Genomic DNA, 26,598 nt, shown 5'->3' on the forward strand with positions numbered 1-26,598 from the left:
CGGCGCGGATAACCGCTGAAGGCATCTAAGCGGGAAGCCGTTCCAGGGATTAGTTCTCCTTCCGGTAAGGGCCCAGGTAGACTACCTGGTCGATAGACGGCAGGTGCAAGGCTGGCGACAGCCTCAGCCGAGCCGCACTAATCGCCCGAGCTCTTCCGGAACCGCACCTCGCGGCCCGCGGGACCCAGCGCTTGCGCGGTCCGGGCACGAGGATGCCCCCGAGTCACTCCCCCCTATGCGCCATGCGGCCCCCAGGGCACGCCAGACGACCCAGGACACCGAAGATACGGTGGGCGCCGCCCACCGGTCAGCGGCCAGAGCATGGGGGGCACGCCCGGTCCCGTTCCGAACCCGGAAGCTAAGCCCCATCGCGCCGAGAGTACTGCGGGGCCAGCCCGTGGGAGGCCAGGGCGCCGCTGACCGGTGGACGGCACCGAGCCGTGCGCTTGGACTGAGAAGGGGGAGGCCTCGCGGCCTCCCCCTATTTCGTTTCTCAGGCAATTTGTCTCACATAGTAGCTGTGTTTTATAACCCTCGTTTGTCGCATCTTCTTTGAACGGGCTACAATATCGTAGTCTGTGTAGCATGGAGGTGAACATGGCTGAAGCTGGTATCGGCGTTGATATCGTCGAGATTTCTCGAATGAAATCAATCCTTGAGAAGACGCCGTCGTTTGCCCGGCGCGTGTTTACCGATGAAGAGCGTGCGTATTGCGATGCGTCTTCTCGCCCTGCCGCTCATTATGCCAGCCGCTTTGCCTCTCGCGAGGCGGTACTTAAGGCACTTGGAACGGGGTTTAGTCAGGGCGTTGGACGTAAGGATGTTTCCGTAACACGCGATAGGCTCGGCAAGCCTAAGGCTCTGCTTTCTGGTCGCGCTCTCGAAATCGCCCAGGATTTGGGTGTTGTCGAGGTTGCTCTTTCTATTACCCTTACGGGTGACTTGGCTGTCGCTAATGCCATTGCGATCACCGAGGATGCTCGACCTAAGCCTAAGGAAGAAAAAATGAGCACCAAGGAGCGCGTTGCCCAGACATTTAAAGAGGCTCGTTCTGTATTGGATGAGCTTGAACAGCTGCAACAATCTGCTTTGTCGGAGCATTTGATCGATGATCCGCAAGATACGCAAGGAGCATAGATGAAACCGGTTTTGAGTACCGAGGAAGTCGTTCGCCTCGAGGATATTATCGAGCGCGAGGGCACCTCGAAGGCCGAGCTCATGGAGTTGGCAGGTGAATTTGCCGCCAACGAGATTTTAAAGCTCAACCCTGATCGCGTTCTTGTGCTGGTCGGCTTTGGCAACAATGGCGGTGACGGTTGGGTCGCTGCGGATATCCTAACCCATAAGGGCGTTGATGTTGATATCGTTTCTCCAGTTGAGCCGGATGAGATTCCTGCTGCCCTTGCTCGTCACGTTGCCCGTCGCACCGCCGGTCGCGACGTTCATGTGTGCGTTGGGCCTTCGCGAGACGAGCTAGAGGTTCTCATTAACAAAGCGGATGTCGTGGTCGATGCTATTTTTGGCACCGGTTTTCACGGCAACCTTCGTGCGCCGTTTTCTATTTGGATTCCTACGGTTAACGAGTGCGCCGATCACGTTGTTTCTATCGATGTTCCCTCGGGCCTGAATGCCGAGACGGGCGTTGTGGATGACGACTGCATCCGTGCCGAGCGTACCGTGACGATGATTGCCCCTAAGATCGGCCTCTACAGCGCTGACGGTCCGGAGTATGCTGGCGACCTGGTGTGTGGCGGTCTGTACGACCGCCTCGACGAAGTCATCGATGATGTCGATCATGCTGCCGAGATCGTTGAGCCCGGTGATCTGGTGGACTACTTTGCCCCGCTGCCCACGAATATCGATAAGTATTCGCGCGGCTCCGCGCTCATCGTTGCCGGGTCGGCACAATATCCTGGTGCCGCCATCATGGCCGCAAAGTCTGCCGCTCGTGCTGGTGCCGGTTATGTGGCCGTTGCGACGCCCGATGCGTGCGCCAACCTTATTCGTATGGCGCTCCCGTCGATTCCCGTTTTCGCCATTCCGTCTGATTCCCGTGGATCTTTTGGTGCCGCTGCGCGTATGACAGTGTGCGAGATTGCTAAGAAGTACAGCTGCGTTGTGTGCGGGCCTGGCATGACGACGTCTGCCGGATCGATGCAAGTCGTTTCGGGCCTGCTTGAGCTCGATGTGCCGCTTATCCTAGATGCAGATGCGCTCAACTGCCTTGCCAAGATTGCAATCGACGGCATCGACAGTAATCCCGAGATGTACCGTCGCGAGCAGCCGCTCGTTATGACGCCGCATTATCGTGAGCTTTCGCGTCTTGTTGCCGGCGACGAGGTCAATGATCTTGGCACTGCGATTGCCGCTGCTCAAAAGATTGTCTGGGCTGCCGGTTCCCATAATCTCGTTGTTATCGCTAAGGGCCCGACGACGGCCATTTGCGGCGTCGAGCGCGTGCTGCTGCCGCTTTCGGGCCCAGCGTCGTTGGCGACCGCTGGCTCGGGTGATGTCCTCGCAGGTATCCTTGCAGGAACGCTTGCGACCATGCGTGACGAGATGGACCGTTGGGAGCTGCTGTACTCGTATGCCGTCGCACTCCACAGCTATGCCGGCTTTGCTGCGGCGACGGAGTATGGCGAGAAGAGCGTTATCGCGACCGATCTTATCGACTTGATCGGTCCCGCCATGGAATTGGCGGCAAAGGATGCGCTCGATGATCTGGGAATCATGGACGAAGGGTCGGATGACTAATCATGAATAAAGCCGATTTGACGCGTTGGTCCTGGGTCGAGATCGACCGCGGGGCGCTCCGCCGCAATACGAGGGCCTATAAGAACTTGCTAGATCCGCGTCAGCGCCTGTGCTGCGTGGTTAAAGCCGATGCTTATGGTCATGGAGCCGTCGAGTGCGCCAAGATCATGTATTCGGCCGGTGCCGACATGTTTGCCGTGGCGACGGTCAGCGAGGGTATTGAGTTGCGCCAAGGCGGAATCACCAAACCCATCCTGATTCTAAGCGAGCCTCCCATCGAGGCTATTCCTTCATTGCTCGAGTTCGATATCATGCCCTCGGTCTATACGTCCGATTTTGCTCTTGCGTATGGCGAATGTGCCGTCGCGGCGGGCAAGGTGGGCAAGTATCATCTTGCCATCGAGACGGGTATGAACCGCATCGGCGTTCACTACACGCAGGTGCTCGACTTTGTCCGCGGTATTAATTTCCATCGCGGTATTCAGTGCGACGGCGTATTTACGCACTTTGCCACGGCCGACGAACCGTCGGGTTGGGACTACAAGCTGCAGTGCCAGCGCTTTACCGAGGCCGTTCAGGCCATTAAGGATGCGGGTTTTGAGTGCGGTATCGTGCACTGTGCCAACACGCCGTCCTCGATGCTCGACCCCTCGATGCATTTTGATATGATTCGCGCTGGCGTTGGCTTGTATGGCATGCAGCCGTGCGAGCTGAGCGGCCGCGTGATGCAGCTTGATCCCGTTATGAGCGTTCATGCGCGCGTGACGCGCGTGGCGCATCCTGCGATGGGCGAGGGCGTAGGCTACGGTTTTACCTACCGAGTACCGCGCACACGCGTTCAGATCTGCACGCTGCCGATCGGATATGCCGACGGCCTTTCGCGCACGCTTTCCAATCGTATGGACGTGCTGTATCGCGGTGAGCGCGTGCGTCAGGTCGGAAATATCTGCATGGATCAGTTTATGGTTGCCATTCAGTCCAACCCGGCTCACGAGATTCCCGAGGCCGAACATGGCGACGAGATGATAATTATCGGTCGCGATGGCGATGCCGAGATTACCATGGATGAGATGGCGCGCCTGCGCGGCACGATTAACTACGAGGTCGCCTGCGGCTTTGGCATGCGTCTCGACAAGGTCTACGTGTAGGAGCCGCTATGGGCGTTATGCACATCCCCGGCCATAGCCATCAGGCGCCGCGCGAAGTTGCACTCGAGGAGATCGAGGCCGTCCTGGGTGATTGCCGCCTTTGCCAGCTTTACCAGTCGCGCCACAATATCGTGTTTGGGGTGGGAAACCCCCGCGCTCGTGTGATGTTTATTGGTGAAGCGCCGGGCCGTAACGAGGATTTACAGGGCGAGCCCTTTGTGGGGGCGGCGGGTGAAGACCTCAACGGCATTCTGTCCCTGGCGGGTCTTAAGCGTGAAGATGTCTATATCGCCAATGTGCTTAAATGTCGCCCGCCGGGAAACCGCAATCCGCGTCCCGAGGAAGTGCTTGCTTGCTCACCGTTTTTGCGCGAGCAGATTCGAAGCATCTGGCCCGATATCATCGTGACGCTCGGCAATCCCGCAACGCACTTTGTGCTCAAGACCGAGATTGGCATTACCAAGCTGCGCGGCAGGTTCCATCAGATGGGGCACTTTGTGGTGATGCCGACGTTTCATCCCGCGGCGGCGCTGCGCAATCCGGCGTGGCAGGAGTTGCTGGAGGAAGACTTTAAGATGCTGGGCGACTATCTGGTGCGACATCCCGCGCCAGAGGGCGCCTCGGAATAATAAGGAGCGTATATGTCCCTGGAGCGCCTGGGGCTAGGTACCTACAAAACGGCTCGTACTGCCGATACGGAGCATTTTGGCGAGTTGGTCGCACCGTGTCTAGAAAATGGCGATGTGCTGATACTGACCGGCGGCTTGGGCGTGGGAAAGACCCACTTTACCAAGGGCGTTTCGCGCGGCTTGGGCGACGGGCATATGGTCACGAGTCCTACGTTCGCGCTCATGGCCGTTCACGACCAGGGGCGTATTCCGCTGTTCCATTTTGATCTGTACCGCTTGGAGCATGCCTACGAGCTCGAGGATACGGGCATTTTTGACGTGCTCGGCTATGAGGGCGCTTGCCTGTTGGAATGGGGCGAGCAGTTTCAGGACGAGCTGACGGATGAGTATCTCTCGGTGACGCTTAGGCGCGATGAGGACGATAGCGACGTGCGAACGATCGCGCTCGAGGCGCACGGCGAGCGCGCGACGGAGCTTTTCGATTTGATTGATAAGGCTGTACAAGATGAGCTTGCATAACGACAACGCGCTGGTAGTGGCGCTCGATACTTCGACCGACATGCTTGCCTGCGCGGCAAGCTGGATTGATGAGCAGACGGGCGAGGCGAAGCTGGTGAGCGGGGACCATCTGTGTCGTCGCCATGCCAACGTGGAACTTGTGAATACCGTCGATGGCGTGTTGGCACAGGCCGGGCTGAATCGCGGCGATGTCGGCTGTTATGTGGTTGGACGCGGCCCGGGTTCGTTTACGGGCGTTCGCATTGGCATCTCGACCGCCAAGGGTCTGGCGCGCGGTGCCAACGTGCCGTTGCTGGGCGTGTCGACACTTGACGCTTGCGCCTGGACGGCGTGGAAGGCTGGCGTGCGCGGCAAGCTTGGTGTTCTTGCCGACGCCATGCGTGGCGAGGTGTATCCGGCTCTGTACGTGCTGGGGGACGAAGGCCCCGAGCGTCTGTTTGAGCGCGAACACGTGGTCAAAGCCGCCGTGGCGCTTGATGAGTGGCGCCAGGCCGCGGACTGGGGCCAGGTTAAGCTGACTGGTGACGGTCTCGTACGTTATGGCAAGCTGCTGAGTGAGGACGAGACTGCGCGCTGCGTGGAACGAGACCTGTGGTGGCCCTCGGGCGAGGGCCTTCTGATGGCGCACGCCGCGGGCGACGGTAATCCGGCTCGCGTTTTGCCGATCTACACGCGTCTTTCGGATGCCGAGGAAAATGAGCGCAAGCGCCTTGGGCTTGCCGAGAGCGCCCAGAGCGAGATTACGGGTGTTGCCGACGAGCTCGCCGGCCGCCATCTGCAGTTCCGTCCCATGGGCGCGGCGGATGCCGAGGGCGCGAGCGCATTGGAGGCCGCCTGCTTTGAAGGCGCCGGACACGAGGCGTGGACGCCGGGCATGTTCCTGTCCGAGCTGGGCGAGGGCGTTGCCGCGCCGCGTAGCTGGTGGGTGGCGCACGACGACGGTCAGCTGCTGGGACTTGCCGGCGGCATGGTCGTCGACGGTGACGTTCAGATTATGGACGTCGCGGTTGATCCTGCTCATCGTCGCGAGGGCATTGCCCGCAAGCTGCTGTCGCACGTGAGCTATGACGCTCAGATGCTCGGCTGCACCACTGCTTCGCTTGAGGTTGAGGACGGCAACGAGGGTGCGATTGCGCTCTATAGCGCCTTGGGCTTTACCGAGGCGGGTCGTCGCCGTGGCTACTACGGCGTCGGCAAGGATGCCATCGTCATGACGGCGTCGCTGCCCCTGGTGCTTCCTCTCGACAATGCCTCGCCCGAGCCAACGGCTGCCGAGCAGCGCGTCTGGCCGCTGCCTGAGCCCGAGCGCACCGCCGAGGAGCGTGCCGAAATCGAGCGCCGTCGCCTAGTTCTTGCCATCGAGAGCTCTTGCGACGAGACGGCTGTTGCGATTATCGATGCGGACGGCAATATGCTGGCCAACCAGGTGTCGACGCAGATTGATTTTCATGCTCGCTTTGGCGGCGTGGTGCCCGAGATCGCCTCGCGCAAGCATGTCGAGGTGATTGTGAGTGTCGTAGATGCGGCGCTTGAAGATGCCGCGGTATCGCTTGGCCTTGAGGGTGGAGCGATTGCGCCAAGTGAGCTTGCCGCCGTGGGTGTGACGCAAGGCCCAGGCCTGGTGGGTGCCCTGGTGGTGGGCGTCGCCTTTGCCAAGGGCTTTGCGTATGCTGCCGGTAAACCGCTCGTGTGCGTCAATCATCTGGAGGGTCACCTGTTCGCCAACCTGCTGGCGCAGCCCGACCTTAAGCCACCGTTTATCTTTACGCTTGTCTCGGGTGGGCACACCATGCTCGTGCACGTAAAGGCATGGGGCGACTACGAGGTGCTTGGCGAGACGCTGGACGACGCCGTGGGCGAAGCCTTCGACAAGGTTGCCAAGGCGCTGGGCCTGGGCTATCCCGGTGGCCCCATCATCTCCAAGCTCGCCGAGACGGGCAATCCCCGCGCGATCGATTTTCCCCGTGCGCTTAACAGCAGGGGAGACTATCGATTCTCGCTTTCGGGCCTCAAGACGGCGGTGACGCTCTATATTGAGCAGGAGACCAAGGCTGGGCGCACGATTCACCTGCCCGACCTTGCGGCCTCGTTTGAGGCGGCGATCTTTGACGTGCAGTACAAGAAGGCCAAGAACGCCCTGCACGCCACCGGGTGCAAGGAGTATTGCATCGGCGGCGGCGTCTCGGCCAACCCGCATCTGCGCGAGATGATGATTAAGAAACTCGGGCGTCAGGGGATTCGCGTAACGGTGCCGCCTCTCTCGGCCTGTACTGACAACGCCGCCATGATTGCGGAGGTCGCTCGCCGCAAATTCGACCGAGGTGAAATCTCGCCGTTCGACGTCGACGCCGATCCAAACATGACGCTGTAGTCGTATGGGCGCGGTTCCCGACCGGAGGGGCCGGATATAAGGTTTCCTGCTCTACAGTCCTGCGCAAGACGAAGGCCACATTAAGTGGCCTTCTTTGCGTGCGGAACTCGCGATAAACCTTATATCCGGCCCCTCCGGTCGGGAACCTTTCTGTATCGATGCAGCTACTGAGCTGGTTCGGCGTCGACAACGTCCGGCAAGGTTAGCCAGCCTGCGTCGAATTTACGGCGTGCTTTAGCTGAGAGAAACCTACCTGATAATCGACTCAATATCTCGGCTTTTATATAGCAGTCGGCGGACTTCCATGACGTCGTCGATGACGACATAAAAAACCATGTAGTTGCCAACGTAGAAACGGTAATACGGGTGCGACCGTCTTCTTGTCGAAGGGTATGTTGGTGACATGGTTGGATTCTTGAGATGCTCGAGTATGCCTGCTTCAACATTGTCGACAAGCCTATTTGCTGCAGCGGGGTTATTGAGATCAAAGGCGATATATGACGCTGCTTGGCTGAGGTCCTCCCAAAATAGGGGAAGATAGCGGAGCTTATAGTGCCTGTTCATCGAGACCGCCGTCGAGCATTTTTCTGACAGAGCCAAAGACATCGTCGTGTGTATAGCGAAGTTGCATGCTGGCAGCCTGACGATCAGCGGCATCAAGTGCGCTCTCGATTGTATTGCACAGTGACTTGTACTGCTCAAAGCTCATGACGACCATAGAGCCCCGCCCGTTTTTAGTTAGAAAAACCGGACCCTCCTGTTCGACTTCGCGTTCAACATCCGGGTAGTGATTTCTAAGATCTGAGACTGGCCTAATATTCACAGCTACCTCCTGAGCTATCAGAATATTATCGTAATTATGATAACAGAGTTGAGATTTGGGATGGGAACTCCTCGGGGGCGGGGCGGGCGCCTGCCGCCATATATGAACTTTATCGCGAGTTCCGCACGAACAGGAGGCCACTTAATGTGGCCTCCGTCGTGAGCAGGACTGTCCGAGCAGGAAAGTTCATATATGGCGGCAGGCGCCCGCCCCGCCCCCGAGGAGCATCTCTCAAGCAAAAACTGTCGTTCGGTAAAGTCCGAGGTCAGTGACGTTTTATACCGAGAAATTCAAATAAAGTTGAAAATCCATTACATATTTGCGTTGACTTTAGGCAACTAAAGTTTCATACTCCTTTCCATCCACTGGGGGATGTGAACACGCACGGATCGTTCGCATCATGATTGAAGAGGATTTCTTAGACATGTTCACGCATCAGCTAAACATTATCAGCGTAGTAATTATCTGATGCGGGTTAGCACATACAGCTAGCCCGTACGATAACGGGCGGCTGATGAAGATGAGGGCCGTCGAGCGCAACCGACGGCCCTCATTTTTTATGTCTAGGAAGTTCTTTTTAGAGGAGGAAATGTAATGAACGGAGTTTTGCTCATGGTTGTGGCCACAGCGGTGCTCGCCTGCGGCTATCTGGGCTACGGCCGCTGGCTGGCTAACAAGTGGGGCGTTGATAAAGAGGCCCTCACACCTGCCAAGCGCATGAAGGACGGCAAGAGCTTCTCGCCCGTCTCCGCCTTCACCGCGTTCTCGCATCAGTTCAGCTCGATCTGCGGTGCTGGCCCTGTTACGGGTACGATCGTCGCCATGGCCTTCGGCTGGCTGCCCGTCGTGCTCTGGGTCCTCGTCGGCGGCATCTTCTTTGGCGCCGTTCACGACTTTGGCGCCCTGTACGCTTCGATGAAGAACAACGGCAAGTCCTTGGCTCAGCTCATCGAGAAGTACATCGGCAAGACCGGCCGTCGCCTGTTCCTGCTGTTCTGCTGGCTGTTCTGCATCATCGTCATCGCCGCTTTTACCGACATGGTCTGCAAGACGTTCATGTTCACCCCGGTCGTTGACGCCTCTGGCGCTGCCACCGGTGCCATCGACTTCACCAAGTCCTATGCCGCTGGCTGCGCTGGCACCATCTCCATCCTGTTCACCTTCGTCGCCATGGCCTTTGGTTGGGCTCAGAAGAAGTTCAACCTCACCGGCGCTGCCGAGTTCGTCACCGGCGTGGTGCTCATGGTCCTCATGTTCGCCGTCGGTATGCAGTTCCCGGTTTACCTGGACAAGTTCCAGTGGTTCGCCGTCGTCATGGTCTACCTGGTCTTTGCCGGTGCCATGCCCATCCAGATGCTCAAGACCCCTCGCGACTACCTCACTTCCATCATGATGATCGTCATGATTGTCTGTGCTGTCCTCGGCATCGTCGTCCTGGGCGTTAACGGCCAGGCCACCATCACCGCTCCGGTTTTCACCGGCTTTAGCAATGCCTCGGGCATGATGTTCCCGGTCCTGTTTGTCTCCGTTGCCTGCGGCGCTCTCTCCGGTTTCCACAGCCTCGTTTCTTCGGGCACCTCTTCCAAGCAGGTCGAGAAGGAGCAGGACGCCGTCAAGGTCGGTTTTGGCGCCATGATCGTCGAGTCCTTCGTCGGCATCCTCGCCATCATCGTCGCCGGCATCATGTTCTCCGACATGAACACTGCCGGTACCGGTGCCCTCAACGCTGGCGTCGCTTCCACCCCGTTCCAGATCTTCGCTGCTGGCATTTCTCGCGGTATGCAGGCCTTCGGCGTTGACGGCACGCTCGCTACCGTCTTTATGACCATGAACGTCTCCGCTCTGGCCCTGACCTCGCTCGACGCCGTCGCCCGCATCGCCCGCACCTCGTTCTCCGAGTTCTTTGCCCAGACCAACGACGCCCTGGCCATCGAGTCCAAGGCCGGTTACATGAAGGTCCTCGGCAACCCCTGGTTCGCCACGGTTGTCACCCTGCTCCCCGGCCTCGCCCTCGCCTTTGGCGGCTATGCCAACATCTGGCCGCTTTTTGGTGCTTCCAACCAGCTGCTCGGCGGCATGACCATGATCACCCTTGCCGTGTTCTGCAAGTGCACCGGTCGCAAGGGCTGGATGCTCTACGTGCCCGTCGCCTTCCTGCTCTGCTGCACCTTTACCTCGCTGGTCCAGAGCGCCATGGGCTGCATGACCGCCGTCCAGGCCTACGGCTTCTTCGGTACCATCCCGGCTACCGCCACCACGGCCGCCGTCTCCGTCGCCGCCACCAAGGGCCTGCAGCTCGTCTTTGCCGTCCTGCTGATGATCCTGGGCCTCATCGTTGCCGTCAACTGCCTCAAGGAGTTCTTCGGCAAGGAGGCCGGTTCCATGCCCGACGAGGAGCCCGAGTGGTCCGAGATGGGCAAGGCCGAGTATGGTCGCGCTGCTGCTGCCGAGGCTCCCGCAGGCGCCGAGGCCGCCAAGGCCTAATCGACCTAAGGGATTGAACGTCACATCTATATGACTCGGAAAGGCCGGGTCCGCAACTGCGCGGGCTCGGCCTTTTTTCCATACAAAAGCTAGTGTGCCCGGGTGTTCTCGCAGATGTTTTGCGTGGATAGGGGCGTGCGTTGTACCATATAGACATATATGTGTGCATATGAAAGGGGCCCCGTGGCCAAGACGGTATATTCCGATAACCAAAACAACGTCGATGCCCTGGCTGAGCGTCTGAGCAGCCAGACGTCGCTTTCTGCCGAGCGTGCCAAGCTGGTTGCCTACGACCTGCTCTGCCGCAAGGCGCTCAAGATCAAGTCGAGTGCGCTGGCACAGATTTTCCGTTCCGTCGATAAGGAATGTGACACCAAGGCGATGCGCGATGAGCTTATCGCGGCAAAGATCGTTACCAAGATCGAGGGCAGCGGCGTTAACGGGCGCCCAGCGTTCTATACCATTAATGCCGAGATTCGCGATGTTCAGGAGCAGCCTGCCGAGGCTGCCGAAGAGGCCGTCGAGGACGTTGTCGAGGCGCCTGTTGCGGTGGAAACGGCTCCGCGCGAGAACGTCGACACCGATGAGCTGCTTGACGAGAGCGTCGTTCGCGCCTTTACGGCCAAGGCGGGCCGCGGCGGTTTTGGCGGGGGCGGCAAGCGCGATGCGCAGCGCCGTGCCCAGCAGGAGCGCTTCCGTCGCGCCGTGGCTCAAAAGGATGCGACGGATGTCGAGCCCGTCGAGGATGAGGCTGTTACCGAGCCGCAGTGCGCCGCTGAGGTCCAGGAGCCCAAGCGTCGTCGCGGTGCTCACTTTAAGGCCGAGCAGGGAGGTGTTGTGTGCAACGTTCAGGAGTCCGTCGAGGCTGCTGGTTCACCCGAGGAGCCCGTCAAGAAGGCTCCGGGTTCATGCCGTCCCGGACGCGGCTTTATGGGTCGTGCGTATCCCGCAAGGCGTCAAGAAAAGACCGACCAGGCTCCCGCTGCACCAGCGGAGAAGGCTGAGAAGGCTGCCGAGCCGATGGTCCGTGAGCAGAAGCCTGTTGAGCCGCGGCCTGCGGGCGATGTCGAGCCCCGAGGCCAGCAGTCTGCGGGCGAGAAAGCGGGGGAGAGCGCTTCGAGCAAGCCTCGCCGTCGTCGTCACCGTGGCGGCCGTGGCTCAAATGCCGAATCCGTGGCCGAGCAGGCAGCGGGGCAAAACAAGGATGCGAAGGCTGAGATCCCGGCGGAGCAGCCCAAGCGCCAGCCAGTAAAGGGGGGCAAGCCTGAGCGTTCGCAAAAGGGCTCGTCCGCGCCAAAGCAAGAGCGCAATACTCGGACAGATTCCAAGTGCAAATCCCAGACGCAGCCCAAACCGACTGCAAACGATGCGACCGCCCAGCAGCCTGAGTCGACCGCTCATGGCGAGGTTTCGGCGTTTGCTCTGGCCCGTGTCCTGGGCAGGCAGCTGCTCAAGGTCGTTCCCACACCTGCTGCACTCTCCAAGATTAAGGAGCAACAGACTCAAATCGTTAAGGTTGAGGGCAAGGACGGCAAAAAGGTTTCGCAGCGCACTCAGCACAACGAGATGTCCAACCGCAAGATTGCCGAGGAGATTGCGATCATCCAGGCTTGGATTGAGCAGAATCGCGGTGCCGACACGCCGGTCGCTTCGCGTCGCCAGCGCGCCTACCAGATTTTTAACGATGAGAAGGCCTTTGACGGTAAACACGGCGAGCGCTTGATTCGGCGTATGACCGAAAAGGGCATCAGCATGCAGGCGATTAAGGTCGCCCCCAACCGCCCCGTGCACTTTACGGGCTTCTTTACGCTGGGCGCCGACAAGCCGTTCATTATGGTCGAGAACCTGGACACCTATGACGAGATCGTCAAGCTCCTGCGCGGCCGCAAGCACGCTAAGCTCTTTGGCACCAAGGTGGGTGGCGTGATCTTTGGCGGTGGCTGCAAGGCGAGCGTCTCGCACGCACTGGATGATTATCTGGCCGAGATCGGCTATCGCTTTAACTATGTCTACTACGTGGGCGATATCGACCGAGAGGGTGCGCGCATCGTCGAGCAGGCCCGCAATGCCAATGTGGTCGAGATTCGCTTGCATGCCGGCATGTATCGTGCCATGCTCGCCGAGCACAAGCGTCGCGTGAAAGCTGGCGGCGAGTGCGAGCCTGCGGCTGCCAATCAGGGTGTGCCGCAGAATTTGGCGGCGACGATCAAGGATCTGCCTATGGTCACGCGCGTGCAGTTCCGCAATGTGCTGCGCGAGGGAGGTCGCATTCCGCAGGAGATTCTGATGACCGCCGACTATCGGGATGGCGACTCGGGAAGCTTCGACCGCATGCTGAACAATTAGGGACGCGTGGCCCCGGCGGGCCGGGCATTAAGTTTGCTGCTCTACAGTCCTGCGCAAGAAGAAGGCCACATTAAGTGGCCTTCTTTGCGTGCGGAACTCGCGACAAACTTAATGCCCGGCCCGCCGGGGCCACGCGCCATTTTGTAGATGACGGCTCGCTTTTCGGAACGGGGTTGATATTACTTGATGTAAGGCGCTCTTGGTCCTTTCGGGCTTGGGGCGTCTGTCTTTTGAGGGTGGATGAGCCGGTACTTGGTGGCGTTCCTTTAGTGCCGGCACTTTGGGAACGTCCCCAAGTGCCGGTTGAGATACGGAGAGCCCGTTGTTGATATGGGACGGAGGGATTCCGCGTCCGCCTTCCGGCGGCCGCGCCCCGCTGCGTCGCTCCGCTCCTTGCGTGCTGCGCTGGAAAACGCTTCGCGTTTCCTCAGCTCCGCACCCTTGCGGGTTCGGATCCCTCCGCATGCCCACAAGAAAGCGCCCCGGGCTGATGAAAGCCCGGGGCGCTCAGTTACCTTGGCTGGGACGGAGGGATTCGAACCCCCAACAGCCGGCACCAAAAACCGGAGTTCTACCGTTGAACTACGTCCCAATGTGTGGTGCTGCCCAAAAGCAGCTCGTCTAGTTTACCTAATCTGCGAGGGCATCGCAAACGCCATCGAGCAGGCGTACGGCGAGTGTCTGGGCGTCGCTTGCGGTGAAGGTTCCGTTGTAGCGCGTCATGCCCGTGAGCTCAATGCGGATACGTGCAGGCTTTTGTTGCGCGGCGATATTGGCAGTGCGGATGCGCTGCGCCAGGTTGTGACATTCGGCAAGGGCGATCGTGGCGCGCGGCGCTGCATCTGCGGGCAGCTCATCGCTTGCGATTTCGAGTACCAGGTCCACGTCGGTCGGAACCTCGGAATCGCAAAGCATCATGCCGCTGTTGTCGGTCGTCGCCGTGGCGATGTTCCACATGCGCGATGCAACGCTGCGTGCGATGGGGTCCTCACCGATAACGGCAATCTGGAAGCGCTCGAGCACGTTGGCGGCGCGGGCAAAGCCGATGCGCGACTCGGCCTCGGTAACCGAGGGTTTGCCCTCCCACACGTGATGCAGACGGTTGATATAGGCGTAGGTATCCTGGAATGCCATGCCGTCGGCAAACAGGCCGACATTTTCTTGGAACTGCTGCAAGGCCGCCTCGGTGTGCGGGCCAAAGTAGCCGTCGTCCTCACCGCAGGCAAAACCCAAAACGTTGAGTGCCCTCTGCAGGGCCCGAACGTCGGCACCATGGAAATTGGGCATGCGCAGATAAAGCGTTCGGTCGCCCAGCTTATACGAGGCGTCTACCAGGGCGCTCCAACAGGGGATATCGACGGCGTAGCCAGCGGCAAGGCCGCTGTCGAGCCTAAAGGTGCCAACAGCCTGCTCGGTGGTGGTGCCAAAGCGCTTGTCGGCGACCTCGGCGTCATCGATTGTATAGCCGAGCTGCAGAAGGCGGGACTGGACGTCCTCGACGGCTGCTCCCTGCATGCCCGTTGTGATAGGTTCCATGAACGAACCCCTTTCGGCGTACCATTCGTACTATTTGAGCGTGTGTCGGATAGACAACGCAAAGGGTTGCATAAACATGCACTCAACAGTGTAGCAAGTTGTACCCAAATGCGCTGCTGACAGGTTTTATAACCCCCGCTAGTTAAGGCGCTCCACAAAGAAATCTGCCATGGAGTCGAACAGCTCGCGTGCATGCGGGTCGAGCTCGACACCTTCGATAGCGGCCTTGGCCTTGGCAGTCAGGTTGAGTGCGTAAGTGTGGGCGAAATCGACAGAGCCGGTCTGCTGGAAGATCTCCACGGCGCGTGCGAGTTGCACGGGGTCCTCGGTGCCCGAGGAAAGGATTGCCTCGACTTCGTCGTGATAACGCTCGTCTGACAGGGCATGCACGGCGACGAGCGTGCGCTTGCCCTCTGTGATATCGGTGCGGAAGTCCTTGTTGGCGGCCTCCTTGGTGCCAATAAGGTTGAGCAGATCATCTTGGATCTGAAAGGCAAGGCCCGTGTGCAGGCCAAAGGCACGCAGCGCCTCAATCTGGTCTTCGCTGCCGCCACCGATAATGGCTCCGGCGGCAAGTGGCGTGGCTCCGCTGTAGTACGCGGTCTTGTGCGTCGCCATGTCCAGATAATCGTCGACCGAGATGTCAAAGCGCCCATCGCGGACCCAGCCCAGGTCGAGCGCCTGACCCTCGATGGTGCGAACGATCATCTCGGTGAGCTCGTGGAGCACGCGGAGCTTCACGTCTGCCTCGAGCGTGGGGTCGTCGAGAACCGTCTTGGTAACCATGGTGAGCGCTAGGTCGCCGCAGTTGATGGCAAGTCCCGTACCCTCGGTAAGGTGCATACAGGGCTTGCCGCGGCGCAGCTGGCCGTTGTCGGCGATGTCGTCATGGATAAGCGCTCCCGACTGAAAGTGCTCGATGGCCGCCGCCGCGCTTCGGGCGCTCTCAAAGCTGCCGCCTACCGCGGTGGCGGCGAGCATGCAGATGAGCGGGCGGTGGCGCTTGCCGGCATTGGCCGTAAATGCCGAGAGCGGGCCATACAGGTAGCGCTCGATATCGGCAGAGGTCGCCTGTCCGTCAAAGAACGTGGCCAGATAGTCGTTAATCTGGTCAAAATGCTGGGCTAAAAAGCTGGTAAACGGACTGGACACGGGTTCTCGCATTCTTTCTTAGGTTGCATCGTTGCGTTATGCAGACAACATATTGCCACATTAGGGCATCGAGCGCGGCGGTTGAAGACGATTGAGCCATGTTGTCGCAAATGCGGCAAGAGGCGCGGCTAGATAAGTCCAAAGTGCTCGAGCGCGGTGACGACGCCGTCGTGGTCGAAGCTGTCGGTGACGTAGTCGGCCTTTTCCTTGAGGAAGTCCGGCGCGTTGCCCATGGCGACGCCAACATCGACCGCCTCCATGAGGGCGATGTCGTTGCTCGCGTCACCGATGCCGTACACAGTGCCGTGATCTGGCCCCAGGGCGTCAAGCACGGCCTTGATTCCGGCCCGTTTGGTGCACTCGCGAGGCGAGATTTCCGTGACCTCGAGTTCGAGCTCGTTGAGGCAGAGCAGAGGCCCAAGCTCTTCATCTTGGGCGATGCGGTTGGCGAGCGGTGTGGACATAAGAATTTTATAAGCGTTGTAGTGCTTGAGTTGCGTGACGGCGTCGCCCACGGTGCGCGCGTATCCGTACGTCTCGGGGGCATCTGCGCTCATGCGCACGACGCGATCGATGCCCTCAAAGCGAATGACCTCACCCGATTGTTCGAGATAGGGGGCGAGGCGCTGTAGCAGACCGGGGTTTATGGCCGCATTTCGTACGATGCGCCCCTCGAGTTCGGCGTAGCCGCCCGCGAGACATACGATGCCCGCCCACGGCAGCTCGAGCAGCTTGGGATGGATGCAGCTGAGGGTGCGCCCCGTGCAGATAAAGGCTTTGTTGCCGTTGGCGACGAACGTGCGAATTGCCTGTGCAACCGTTTCGTTGGGATAGGGGGAAAGGTCTCGCTCGCCCTCGGGGAGCTCTTGGGCAAGTTTGGGATCTTGCCAGGCAAGCGTACCGTCGATGTCGAAGAAGCAGATATTGCCATGCTTTTTGGCGTCATCGGCGGCATGAGAAAGCGGGGTGGCAAATGCAAAACCCGGTTCGAGTCCCATAATCTGATCAAAGTGCTCTTTGACGCGGGGGACCGAGACGCCGATGATTACCTGGGCGGTCTTGCCGGTGACGATGAGGCCTTTGGCGCCCGCTGCGACAAAGGTTGCGTTGTCCGCGACGATAGAAGGGTCCGCGACTTCGACGCGCAGCCGCGTGGCGCAGTTGGTTGCGCCCACAATGTTGGAGACGCCGCCCAGAAGCGCCACAACCTGCTCGGCGAGCAGACGATCTTGTGATGCCTGGCAGTCGGAAGCGCCGACTTCTGATAAGCGCTTTTCGTCAACGTCGTTTCCCGTCAAGCGCGAGAGCGCCGTGTTGCTGGCAATGTAGTCCTCGCGTCCCGGGGTTTTAAGGTCAAAGGTCAGGATAAGACCTCGAAAGCTCAGAAAGAAGATGACGCTAAAGACGAGTCCGATTCCGAGTGCCAAAAGGTAGGAGCCGGCATGCGTCCGCATGAGCGGGATAAAGTTGAAGGCAGCCATCTCCATAAGGCCACCCGAGAAGATGCCGACGACGCCAAAGAAGTTCATGGCCATGGCAAGGCAGGAGGATAGGACGGCGTAGAGCAAAAAGAGTCCGGGATAGGTGAACATAAAGAGAAACTCGAGCGGCTCGGTGACGCCGCAGACCATCGAGGCGACGATGGCGGGCAGAAGGATGGTCTTGAGGCTGGCACGGCGTTCGGGCTTGGCCGTGGTGTAGAACGCTACGGCGATGGCGGGAAGACCAAAGAGCTTGACCCAACCGGTGGCGGTGAAACCAGCCCAGGGCGCTAGCTCGTTGAGGGGGCGCGTGCTGTGCGAGAGGATGGGAAGCAAGTTGGTCCACGTGGCGTAGATGCCATCGGTAATAACCAAATTGTCGTAGTAGATTGGCATGTAGAGCAGGTGATGCAGCCCCACGGGCTCGAGTGCTCGCTCTAAAAACACAAAGGCGCCCACGCCGAAGGGACCGACGCCCGTAAGTGCATGGCGCAGTGTTTCGGTCATTGCGTATACGATGGGCACGATGGCGGCCGAGATAGCGGCAAGGGCGAATACGGCAAAAAAGCTAATGAGGTAGACCAACGAGGAGCCCGAGAAAGTACCGAGCCAATCGGGAACCTTGGCATCGTAGAAGCGGTCATGGATGGCGACGACGGTGGCCGATACCGCCAGCGGGCCGATAATGCCGGTGTCGAGCGTCTTGATGCCGTCGATGACGGTGATGCCGCTGGCGGAGGTCAAAGACGACGGGTACTTAAGTCCAAGGTTGTCGCCGCTCAGCTTAATGATCTCGCTCAAAAAGAAGCAATAGGCAAAATAGGCCACGAGTGCCTCGAAGCAGCAGCGCGCCGGTTGCTTTTGGGTAAGGCCGATGGGCAGCGCTACGGCAAAAAGCAGTGGGAGGCGTTTAAAGACCGTCCACGAGCCGCGCTGGATGATAGCCCAAAAAACATACCAAGGGGTTCCGTATACGGCGAGGTCGCCGACGATGTCCGCAGACGTTGCGAGGGCGGAGACGCCGACCATAAGGCCCGATATGGAAAACAGCATGGCGGGCGCGAACATTGCCCCGCCAAAGCGTTGGATTTTCTGCAGCATAATATGCCTTCCGGATGCAACATGCTGTGCGAGCAAGAACGTTTAAACAATGAACTCATTGTAGAGGACTGGCTGCTTGCCGCATTGACGGTTTTGATTCGGTCCGATTTGGGTGCCGGGGGAACCGTCGACGGTAAATAATCCGTGCTTTGCCGATAGACGGTTTAAACAACCTCAAGAAATGCTATCGTGCCTAGCCATACATATTCATTAGAGGTGAAGCCATGCCAAAAGCGATTTACGAAGGAATCTACCGCGAGATCCGTTCGCGCATCATTAACGGGACCTATGCGTTTCAGGAGATGCTGCCAACCGAAGCCGAGCTGACTGCGGAATTTGGCTGCACGCGCAATACCGTCCGCCGCGCCTTGAGCATGCTGGCCGACGAGATGTTTGTGCAGCCCATACACGGCAAGGGCGTGCGCGTTATTTGGCTCAAGGGCGAAACCGGCATGCTGGGCGCGCTCGAGGAAGTCGAGTCGTTTGGCGAATTTGCAAAGCGCAACAATGCCGTTGCATCGACGGACGTTAAGTCCTTTGAACATCTGGTCTGCACCGAGCAGCTCTCTCGTCGCCTGGGCTTTAAGGTGGGCGAGGAGCTGATTCGCGTAGTGCGTGTCCGAAGCCTCAACGGCAGCGCGCGCCAAGTGGACCATGGCTACTTTTTGGAGTCGATTGCCAAGGGTCTGACCCCCGAGATCGCGGCAGAATCTATCTACGACTATCTGGAGCACAAGCGCGGCATCAAAGTGATGGCGAGTCGCCGTACGGTGAGTGTCGAGCTCGCCAACGATGAAGACTGCAGCTATCTTGACCTCGGCAAATACAACTGCGTTGCCGTCATGGAGAGTCAGTCGTACACCTCGGACGGCATCTTGTTCGAGGTGACGCATGCTCGCACACACCCCGAGATCTTCCATTACCGCATCAATTCCAAGCGATAGGTAACAGACGCATAAGCTTGCGTTTCGATATGAAGCGCCCCGTGCGGTCGATGGGATATCGGCCGCACGGGGCGCTCTAATTGTTTAGACAATATTTGTCAAGTACGAATGTATTAAAAACCGTTCACCGAAGTTTTTCTACCGCTCTAACAATACTTGTTCAAACAACTAGCCAAATAGCGTATTGTACAAATCAGAAAAAGGGGCAAAGTCCCCGAACCAATCTCCGAAGGCGACGGCAAAGGGTGCCGCCACGGTGTGAAAGGGTGGATTGTAATGAAGAACGAAATGAGCAGAAGGCAGTTCCTGGGCTTCGCTGGCTCCGCGGCCACAGTCTTTGGCCTGGGTCTCGTGGGCTGCGGTGGCTCCGCCGGCTCCGGCTCCTCTGCTTCTGGTGATGCTGCCGAGGTCTACTTCCTCCAATTCAAGCCCGAGGTCGACAAGGAGTGGAAGGAGATCGCCAAGGCATACAAGGAGGAGAAGGGCGTCGAGGTCAAGATCGTGACCGCCGCCTCTAACACCTACGAGGAGAAGCTCAAGTCCGAGATGTCCAAGAGCTCCGCTCCGACCCTGTTCCAGGTCAACGGCCCCACCGGTCTTAAGAACTGGAAGGACTACTGCGCCGACCTGTCCGATACCAAGGTCCGCGGTGAGCTCGTCGACGACTCCCTGGCTCTGCAGTCCGACGGCAAGGATCTAGGTATCGACTGGGTCCAGGAGAGCTACGGCATCATTTACAACAAGGAGCTCCTCGAGAAGGCTGGCTACAAGGCCGAGGACATCAACTCCTTTGACAAGCTGAAGGCTTGCGCCGATGACATTCAGGCCCGCAAGGACGAGCTTGGCGTTGACGGTGCCTTCACTTCCGCCGGCATGGATGACTCCTCCAGCTGGCGCTACACCACCCACCTCGCCAACCTCCCGCTCTACTACGAGTTCGAGAAGGAGCACAACCAGGAGGATGACGAGATTAAGGGCGAGTATCTCGACAACTTTAAGCAGATCTTCGACCTGTACATCACCGACTCCACCTGCGATCCTTCGCAGCTTGCCTCCAAGACCGGCGACGACGCCACCAACGAGTTCGCAACCGGCAAGGCCGTCTTCTATCAGAACGGCTCTTGGGCCTACGCCGACCTCATCAAGGCCGGTATGACCGACGATCAGATTGGCATGATGCCCATCTACATCGGTGTCGACGGCGAGGAGAACCAGGGCCTGTGCTCCGGCGGCGAGAACTACTGGTGCGTGAGCTCCCAGGCTTCCGAGGATGCCCAGAAGGCTACCGAGGACTTCATGTATTGGTGCGTCACTTCTGAGACTGCCACCAGCATCATCGCTGACAAGATGGGTCTGACTGCCCCGTTCAAGAGCGCCAAGGACACCACCAACGTCTTCTCGCAGCAGGCTGTTGCCATGGCTAAGGACGGCAAGAAGACTGTCGCTTGGGACTTCGTTTACATCCCCTCTGAGGAGTGGAAGAAGAACCTCAAGCAGGCTCTGATTGCCTATGCTGCCGATAACACCAAGTGGGACGGCGTCAAGAATGCCTTCGTCGATGGCTGGAAGACCGAGAAGGCTGCTTCCGAGTAAGCAGTTGCTGCCCAAGCTATCTGATTAGCGACAGGGGGCGGGCAGACGTCGGTTTGCCCGCCCCCTGCATATTGAAAGGACCCTTCTATGGGCAAAGCACTCAAGCGCTGGTGGCCGCTCTTTATGCTGCCCACGTGCCTGGCGTTTATGATCGGGTTCGTGATCCCCTTTATCCAGGGTTTCTATCTCTCGTTCTGCCAGTTTATTACCATTAACAACACGCACTTCGTCGGTATCGAGAACTACGTGCGTGCACTGTCCGATCCGCAGTTTGCCACGTCGTTCTTCTTTACGGTGGCGTTTGCTTTCCTGTCGACGGTGCTCATCAACGTGATCGCCCTCGCCATCGCGCAGGCGCTCACCCGCAAGGCGCTCAAGGGCACCAACATCTTCCGTACGATCTTCTTCATGCCTAACCTGATCGGCGGCATCGTGCTGGGATACATTTGGCAGATTCTGATCAACTGCCTGCTCTCCAACATCGGTGCCGACCTTATCGCCCTTAACTCTGCTGCTGGCTTCTGGGGCCTTATCATCCTGACCCTGTGGCAGCAGGTCGGCTACATGATGATCATCTACATCGCCGGTCTGCAGTCCATTCCGTCAGACTACATCGAGGCCGCCAAGGTCGACGGCGCTACGGCATGGCAGACGTTTTGGAAGGTTAAGATCCCCAACCTGATGCCGACGATCACCATCTGCCTGTTCCTGTCCATCACCAACGGCTTTAAGCTGTTCGACCAGAACCTCGCCCTTACCGGTGGCGCCCCGGCGCACTCCACCGAGATGCTCGCCCTGAACATCTACAACACGTTCTATTCGCGTGCCGGTATCGCATGGCAGGGCATCGGTCAGGCCAAGGCGGTTATCTTCTGCATCCTGGTCGTAGCAATCTCCATGATCCAGCTTAAGGCCACGAGGTCCAAGGAGGTGCAGCAGTAATGAAACGCGATAAGGCTATCAACCGTGCGCTCTCGATTTTCTTTACGATCCTGTCGCTCGCATGGATTTACCCCGTGTTCATGATTGCGCTCAATTCCTTTAAGAAAGGGACCGCAATCAGCACCACCACGGCATTCGATCTGCTCACGCCCGAGACGTTCAACGGCCTTGCAAACTACGCGCACGCCCTTAACGAGCAGGGCTTTGCCTCGGCGTTTATGTACTCGCTCATCATCACGGTCACGTCGGTCGTGCTGATCTTGGTGTGCTGCTCCATGTGCGCTTGGTATGTGGTGCGCGTCAACAGCAAGATCTCGAACTTCTTCTATTACCTGTTCGTGTTCTCGATGGTCGTACCGTTCCAGATGCTCATGTTCACGCTGTCCAATTTGGCGGACCGCATCGGCTTCAACACGCCGTTCAACATCTGCTTTATTTACCTTGGATTTGGCGCGGGCCTAGCGGTCTTTATGTTCGCCGGCTTTGTAAAGAACATCCCGCTCGAGATCGAGGAGGCGGCCATGATCGACGGCTGCAACCCGGTCCAGGTGTTCTTTAAGATCGTCCTTCCCATCATGAAGCCCACCTATCTTTCGGTCGGCATTCTCGAGACCATGTGGGTCTGGAACGACTATCTGCTGCCCTACCTCACCCTCGACTCCACCAAGTACAAGACCATTCCTATTTTGATCCAGTACTTCCGCGGCGGCTACGGTCACGTCGAGCTCGGCCCCATGATGGCCTGCATCATGATGGTCGTTGTCCCCATCGTCCTCATGTACATCCTCTGCCAGAAGTACATCATCGACGGCGTGGTGGCAGGTGCCGTCAAGGGCTGATGCCGTAACTGTTTTGCAAGTTTCTGCGGCGCCCCTCAGCGTGGCGCCGCGTATCGAAAGGTAGAGACATGGCCGAGATCGTTCTCAAACATGTACAGAAGGTGTATCCCAACAACGAGTCCAAAAAGAAGGGCTTCTTTGGCAAAAAGAAGAAGACCGAGGAGAAGAAGCACAACCTCAAGGTTACCGAGGATGGCGTGCTCGCTGTAGAGGACTTCAACCTCACTGTTCACGACCAGGAGTTTATCGTCCTCGTTGGTCCCTCTGGCTGCGGTAAGTCCACGACGATGCGCATGGTTGCTGGCCTGGAGGACATTACCTCGGGCGACGTGCTCATCGACGGCAAGCGCGTCAACGACGTGGCACCCAAGGACCGTGACATTGCCATGGTGTTCCAGAGCTACGCTCTGTACCCCAACATGACGGTGTACGAGAACATGGCGTTTACGCTTGAGCTCAAGAAGGTCCCCAAAGACGAGATTGACCGCAAGGTTCGCTCCGCTGCCGAGATTTTGGGTATCACCGAGTACCTCGACCGTAAGCCTAAGGCGCTTTCGGGCGGCCAGCGTCAGCGCGTTGCCATCGGCCGCGCCATCGTGCGTGACCCCAAGGTATTCCTGATGGACGAGCCGCTGTCCAACCTGGACGCCAAGCTTCGTAACCAGATGCGTGCCGAGCTCATTAAGCTTCGCCACGAGATCAAAGGCACATTCATCTATGTTACCCACGACCAGACCGAGGCTATGACCCTCGGCGACCGCATCGTGGTCATGAAGGACGGCGTTGTTCAGCAGATCGCCACGCCGCAGGAGGTCTTCAACCATCCCGCGAACATCTTTGTCGCCGGCTTCATCGGCGTGCCGCAGATGAACTTCTTCGATGCCCAGCTGGTGCGCTCGGGCGAGGGCTTTACCGTCAAGACCGACGACATGAATGTCGCACTGGCCCCCGAGACCTGCGCTCAGCTTGCGCTTAACTGGGACGGCGAGGACATGAAGGAGATCACGGCCGGCGTTCGTCCCGAGCAGATTCTGCTTGCCGACAAGGGCGAGGAGGGTGCGCTTCAGGGCACCATCGAGGTCACCGAACTCATGGGTTCGACCGAGCACGTTCATGTGACGTCTCCCGACGGCCAGTTTGTCCTGATCATCCCTGTCGTCGACCTCGAGGCCAGGGGTTCGCTCAAGGCCGGCGACCCCATCTGGTTCAAGTTCGAGAAGAATGCGACCCACCTTTTCGATAAGGTCTCTGGCAAGAACCTTATCTAGACCCGATTCAATCAGGCCCTCCTTTTGGGCGACTGCGGTTTTGCCATCCTTTTGCCGTAGTCACATATAAGGCTCCCCTCTCGTCCGCTGAGCGAGAGGGGAGCCTTTCTTTGTGCTGGGGCTGTCTGGCCGGTCGTTTGTCTCGATCTGTAACAGGAGGAGGGCCAAATTGGGCCTAGATGTTACAGATTGAGACGGTTTCCCGGAACAATTCTGTTTGTCTCATTCTGTAACAGGTTGACCCAATTTTGCCGGCTAGATGTTGCAGGCCGAGTTTTTTTGGTCGAGGCAGGTCGCGGGTAACACGAGGGCACAAAAAGCGGAGCCGCGTTGCCGCGACTCCGCTTTCAAAAGGATGGGTAATGGAAGCGAAATTAGCTCAGGTGCCAAATCTCGTCGTTGTACTGGGAGATTGTGCGGTCGGACGAGAAAGTGCCGGCGTTGGCGATGTTGATCAGCGCCTTGCGCATCCAAGCGTCCTGGTCCTCGTAGTCTGCCAGCACGCGCTCCTTAGTCTGGATGTACTCCTCAATGTCGAGCAGGGACATAAACCAGTCCTTGCCCTTGATGTCGTCGTGCAGACGCTGCAGGCGCTCCGCGTTGCCGGTCGCCATAAAAGCGGGGTTGGTAATAAAGTCCACCAGTAGCTTAATACCGGGCTTGAGGTAGAGTGCGCCGGCGTTATAGCTGCCGTCGGCGTAGAGCTGCTCGACCTGTTTGGACGAGGCGCCAAAGGTGTAGATGTTCTCGTCGCCCACGAGTTCGGCGATCTCGACATTGGCGCCGTCGAGCGTGCACAGGGTCAAAGCACCGTTGAGCATGAACTTCATGTTGGAGGTGCCGCTCGCCTCCTTGGAGGCCAGGCTGATCTGCTCGGAGATGTCGGCGGCGGGAATCACGCGCTCGGCAGCGGTGACGTTATAGTTCTCGATCATGACGACTTGCAGGCAGGGAGCCACGTCGGGATCGTTTGCGATCCACTGCGACAACGTCAGGATCAGATGGATGATGTCCTGGGCGATAGTGTAGGCAGGTGCCGCCTTGCCGCCAAAGATGATGGTGACGGGGTGCTTAGGTCTATTGCCGTTCTTGATGTCGAGGTACTTCCAGATGATGTAGAGCGCGAGCATCTGCTGGCGCTTGTACTCGTGGATACGCTTGACCTGAACATCGATGATCGCGTTGGAGGGAATGGTCACGCCCTGCTCGAGCGCCATGAACTGGCGCATGATGGCCTTGGCCTTGACCTTGGTGGCGGCCAGGCGCTCAAGAACGTCCTTGTCGTCGGCGAATTCGGCGAGCTTGCTCAGGTCGCCGGTGCTGCGCCAATCGGTGCCAATCACATCGTCGAGCAGGCTGGCAAGTGCGGGGTTGGCTCCCTGGATCCAGCGGCGGAAGGTGATGCCGTTGGTCTTGTTGGAGAACTTTTCGGGATAGATCTCGTAGAACGGGTGAAGCTCGGTGTTCTCCAGGATCTTGGTGTGGAGTGCGGCTACGCCATTGATGGAGAAGCCAAAGTGAATGTCCATGTGGGCCATGTGGACGGTGCCGTACTCGTCGATGATGGCGACACGCGGGTCGCCATGCTCGGCCTTGGCAATCTCATCGAGTTTGACGATGATGTCGGCGATGGCGGGGGAGACCTTCTGCAGGCTGGTGAGCGGCCATTTCTCGAGCGCCTCGGCAAGGATTGTGTGGTTGGTGTAGGCGACCATGGATCGCACGATGGTAACGGCTTCGTCAAACTCGATGTCGTGCTCGGTGGTGAGCAGCCGGATGAGCTCGGGAATGACCATGGTGGGGTGCGTATCGTTAATCTGGACCACGGCGTAGTCGGCCAGATCGTGCAGGTTGCTGCCGCGCTCTACGGCCTCGTCGATCAGGAGCTGGGCGGCATTGCTCACCATGAAGTACTCCTGGTAGATGCGAAGCAGGCGGCCCTGCTCATCGGAATCATCCGGATAGAGGAACAGGGTGAGGTTCTTGGCGATCTCGGTCTTGTCGAAGTCGATGGAGCTGCCGGGGACCAGGCCGTCGTCGACGCTTGCCAGGTCAAACAGGCGCAGGCGGTTCTTGGTGGGCTGGCCATAACCGGGCACATCGATGTTGACGAGCTTGGAGGTGACGGCAAAATCACCAAACTCGACGGTGTAGGAGCGGTCGTCATCGATCAGGATGTCCTGCTCGCCGAGCCACTCGTCAGGGACGGCCTTCTGCTGGTTGTCGGCAAAGCGCTGGCGGAACAGGCCGTAATGGTAGTTGAGGCCCACGCCGTCACCGGTGAGGCCCAGCGTGGCAATGGAATCCAGGAAGCATGCGGCCAGACGACCCAAGCCGCCGTTGCCGAGCGAAGGCTCGACCTCGAACTCCTCGATCTTGTTGAGGTCGTGGCCGGCGGCGACGAGCTGGTCCTTAACCTCGTCATAGATGCCGAGGTCGATCATATTGTTGATGAGCAGCTTGCCGATCAAAAACTCGGCAGAGATGTAGTAGAGCTTTTTCTTGCCGTTGTTGAGCGGACAGGCGGCAGAGCGCTCCTGCACGAGCTTGACCAGTAGCTTATAAATACGACGGTCATCGAGCTGCTCGAGCGAGGTGCCAAAGGACTGCTCGGCGAGTTCTGCGAGGCTTATACGGGGCATGTTTCCTCCTGTGGTGAGTCGACTAC

Annotated in this window: 19 protein-coding genes, 1 tRNA gene and 2 rRNA genes; 15 read left to right on the plus strand and 7 right to left on the minus strand. The window is 58.8% G+C overall.

Annotated elements, in window-relative coordinates:
* The 8 genes from ACTQX9_RS00005 to tsaD form a co-directional block, all read left to right on the plus strand.
* Positions 1-162: ribosomal RNA gene (locus tag ACTQX9_RS00005) — 23S ribosomal RNA — on the plus strand; the annotation flags it as partial.
* 144 nt (positions 163-306) lie between these two features.
* A 5S ribosomal RNA gene (gene rrf / locus ACTQX9_RS00010) occupies positions 307-422 on the plus strand.
* 175 nt (positions 423-597) lie between these two features.
* Positions 598-1,137 carry a holo-ACP synthase gene (acpS, locus tag ACTQX9_RS00015; protein ID WP_427728961.1) on the plus strand — a complete coding sequence of 180 codons (540 nt, stop codon included), beginning with the start codon at positions 598-600 and terminating at the stop codon, positions 1,135-1,137.
* Positions 1,138-2,754, plus strand: a complete 1,617-nt coding sequence (locus ACTQX9_RS00020; protein ID WP_154515164.1) for an NAD(P)H-hydrate dehydratase — start codon at positions 1,138-1,140, stop codon at positions 2,752-2,754. It abuts the gene before it with no gap.
* Between the two features lie 2 nt (positions 2,755-2,756).
* Positions 2,757-3,902 carry an alanine racemase gene (alr, locus tag ACTQX9_RS00025; RefSeq protein WP_154515162.1) on the plus strand — a complete coding sequence of 382 codons (1,146 nt, stop codon included), beginning with the start codon at positions 2,757-2,759 and terminating at the stop codon, positions 3,900-3,902.
* 8 nt (positions 3,903-3,910) lie between these two features.
* The gene (locus ACTQX9_RS00030; RefSeq protein ID WP_154515160.1) at positions 3,911-4,531 is read left to right on the plus strand and encodes a uracil-DNA glycosylase; all 621 of its coding nucleotides are present in this window, start codon (positions 3,911-3,913) and stop codon (positions 4,529-4,531) included.
* A gap of 12 nt (positions 4,532-4,543) precedes the next feature.
* The gene (tsaE, locus tag ACTQX9_RS00035; RefSeq protein ID WP_427719841.1) at positions 4,544-5,050 is read left to right on the plus strand and encodes a tRNA (adenosine(37)-N6)-threonylcarbamoyltransferase complex ATPase subunit type 1 TsaE; all 507 of its coding nucleotides are present in this window, start codon (positions 4,544-4,546) and stop codon (positions 5,048-5,050) included.
* The gene (gene tsaD, locus ACTQX9_RS00040; RefSeq protein WP_441540156.1) at positions 5,037-7,421 is read left to right on the plus strand and encodes a tRNA (adenosine(37)-N6)-threonylcarbamoyltransferase complex transferase subunit TsaD; all 2,385 of its coding nucleotides are present in this window, start codon (positions 5,037-5,039) and stop codon (positions 7,419-7,421) included. The genes tsaE and tsaD overlap by 14 nt, the downstream gene beginning before the upstream one ends.
* 249 nt (positions 7,422-7,670) lie before the next feature.
* On the opposite strand, the gene ACTQX9_RS00045 is transcribed toward tsaD, so the two are convergent.
* Together ACTQX9_RS00045 and ACTQX9_RS00050 are read right to left on the minus strand one after the other, a co-directional pair.
* Positions 7,671-8,078, minus strand: coding sequence for a type II toxin-antitoxin system RelE/ParE family toxin (locus ACTQX9_RS00045; protein WP_441015903.1), 408 nt, complete (start codon positions 8,076-8,078; stop codon positions 7,671-7,673).
* Complete coding sequence (locus ACTQX9_RS00050; RefSeq protein WP_370513641.1) at positions 7,969-8,385, minus strand: type II toxin-antitoxin system prevent-host-death family antitoxin; 417 nt, start codon at positions 8,383-8,385, stop codon at positions 7,969-7,971. Before ACTQX9_RS00050 ends, ACTQX9_RS00045 begins: the two co-directional genes overlap by 110 nt.
* A 453-nt stretch (positions 8,386-8,838) precedes the next feature.
* Between ACTQX9_RS00050 and ACTQX9_RS00055 the strand changes: the two genes are divergently transcribed.
* Positions 8,839-10,728, plus strand: a complete 1,890-nt coding sequence (locus tag ACTQX9_RS00055; RefSeq protein WP_441540157.1) for a carbon starvation CstA family protein — start codon at positions 8,839-8,841, stop codon at positions 10,726-10,728.
* Positions 10,729-10,911: 183 nt separating this feature from the next.
* A complete protein-coding gene (locus tag ACTQX9_RS00060; RefSeq protein ID WP_441540158.1) occupies positions 10,912-13,074 on the plus strand; it encodes a hypothetical protein in 2,163 nt (720 codons plus the stop codon).
* A 517-nt stretch (positions 13,075-13,591) separates the two neighbouring features.
* On the opposite strand, the gene ACTQX9_RS00065 is transcribed toward ACTQX9_RS00060, so the two are convergent.
* The 4 genes from ACTQX9_RS00065 to ACTQX9_RS00080 all read right to left on the minus strand — a co-directional run bounded on the left by ACTQX9_RS00065 (position 13,592) and on the right by ACTQX9_RS00080 (position 18,344).
* Positions 13,592-13,666: transfer RNA gene (locus ACTQX9_RS00065), tRNA-Gln, on the minus strand.
* A 38-nt stretch (positions 13,667-13,704) separates the two neighbouring features.
* The gene (locus ACTQX9_RS00070; protein WP_195838517.1) at positions 13,705-14,610 is read right to left on the minus strand and encodes a peptidoglycan-binding domain-containing protein; all 906 of its coding nucleotides are present in this window, start codon (positions 14,608-14,610) and stop codon (positions 13,705-13,707) included.
* Between the two features lie 138 nt (positions 14,611-14,748).
* A complete protein-coding gene (locus ACTQX9_RS00075) occupies positions 14,749-15,762 on the minus strand; it encodes a polyprenyl synthetase family protein (RefSeq protein ID WP_441049363.1) in 1,014 nt (337 codons plus the stop codon).
* Positions 15,763-15,890: 128 nt separating this feature from the next.
* Positions 15,891-18,344: a PTS transporter subunit EIIC gene (locus ACTQX9_RS00080; RefSeq protein WP_441540159.1), complete on the minus strand. Its 2,454-nt coding sequence runs from the start codon at positions 18,342-18,344 to the stop codon at positions 15,891-15,893.
* A gap of 224 nt (positions 18,345-18,568) precedes the next feature.
* On the opposite strand from ACTQX9_RS00080, the gene ACTQX9_RS00085 reads away from it, so the two are divergent.
* The 5 genes from ACTQX9_RS00085 to ACTQX9_RS00105 all read left to right on the plus strand — a co-directional run bounded on the left by ACTQX9_RS00085 (position 18,569) and on the right by ACTQX9_RS00105 (position 23,930).
* On the plus strand, positions 18,569-19,288 hold the full coding sequence (locus ACTQX9_RS00085; protein ID WP_441069047.1) for a GntR family transcriptional regulator: 720 nt from the start codon (positions 18,569-18,571) through the stop codon (positions 19,286-19,288).
* Between the two features lie 276 nt (positions 19,289-19,564).
* Positions 19,565-20,881: an ABC transporter substrate-binding protein gene (locus ACTQX9_RS00090; RefSeq protein ID WP_441535980.1), complete on the plus strand. Its 1,317-nt coding sequence runs from the start codon at positions 19,565-19,567 to the stop codon at positions 20,879-20,881.
* Between the two features lie 87 nt (positions 20,882-20,968).
* Complete coding sequence (locus ACTQX9_RS00095; protein WP_152073297.1) at positions 20,969-21,823, plus strand: carbohydrate ABC transporter permease; 855 nt, start codon at positions 20,969-20,971, stop codon at positions 21,821-21,823.
* Positions 21,823-22,662: a carbohydrate ABC transporter permease gene (locus ACTQX9_RS00100; protein WP_441540160.1), complete on the plus strand. Its 840-nt coding sequence runs from the start codon at positions 21,823-21,825 to the stop codon at positions 22,660-22,662. The genes ACTQX9_RS00095 and ACTQX9_RS00100 overlap by 1 nt, the downstream gene beginning before the upstream one ends.
* Before the next feature lie 68 nt (positions 22,663-22,730).
* On the plus strand, positions 22,731-23,930 hold the full coding sequence (locus tag ACTQX9_RS00105; RefSeq protein ID WP_154515138.1) for an ABC transporter ATP-binding protein: 1,200 nt from the start codon (positions 22,731-22,733) through the stop codon (positions 23,928-23,930).
* A gap of 374 nt (positions 23,931-24,304) precedes the next feature.
* On the opposite strand, the gene glgP is transcribed toward ACTQX9_RS00105, so the two are convergent.
* Positions 24,305-26,572, minus strand: coding sequence for a glycogen/starch/alpha-glucan family phosphorylase (gene glgP, locus ACTQX9_RS00110; RefSeq protein WP_441540161.1), 2,268 nt, complete (start codon positions 26,570-26,572; stop codon positions 24,305-24,307).
* Between the last annotated feature and the right edge of the window lie 26 nt (positions 26,573-26,598).

It is taken from the genome of Collinsella sp. LCP19S3_F2 (genome assembly GCF_052121015.1).
Taxonomy (GTDB): domain Bacteria; phylum Actinomycetota; class Coriobacteriia; order Coriobacteriales; family Coriobacteriaceae; genus Collinsella.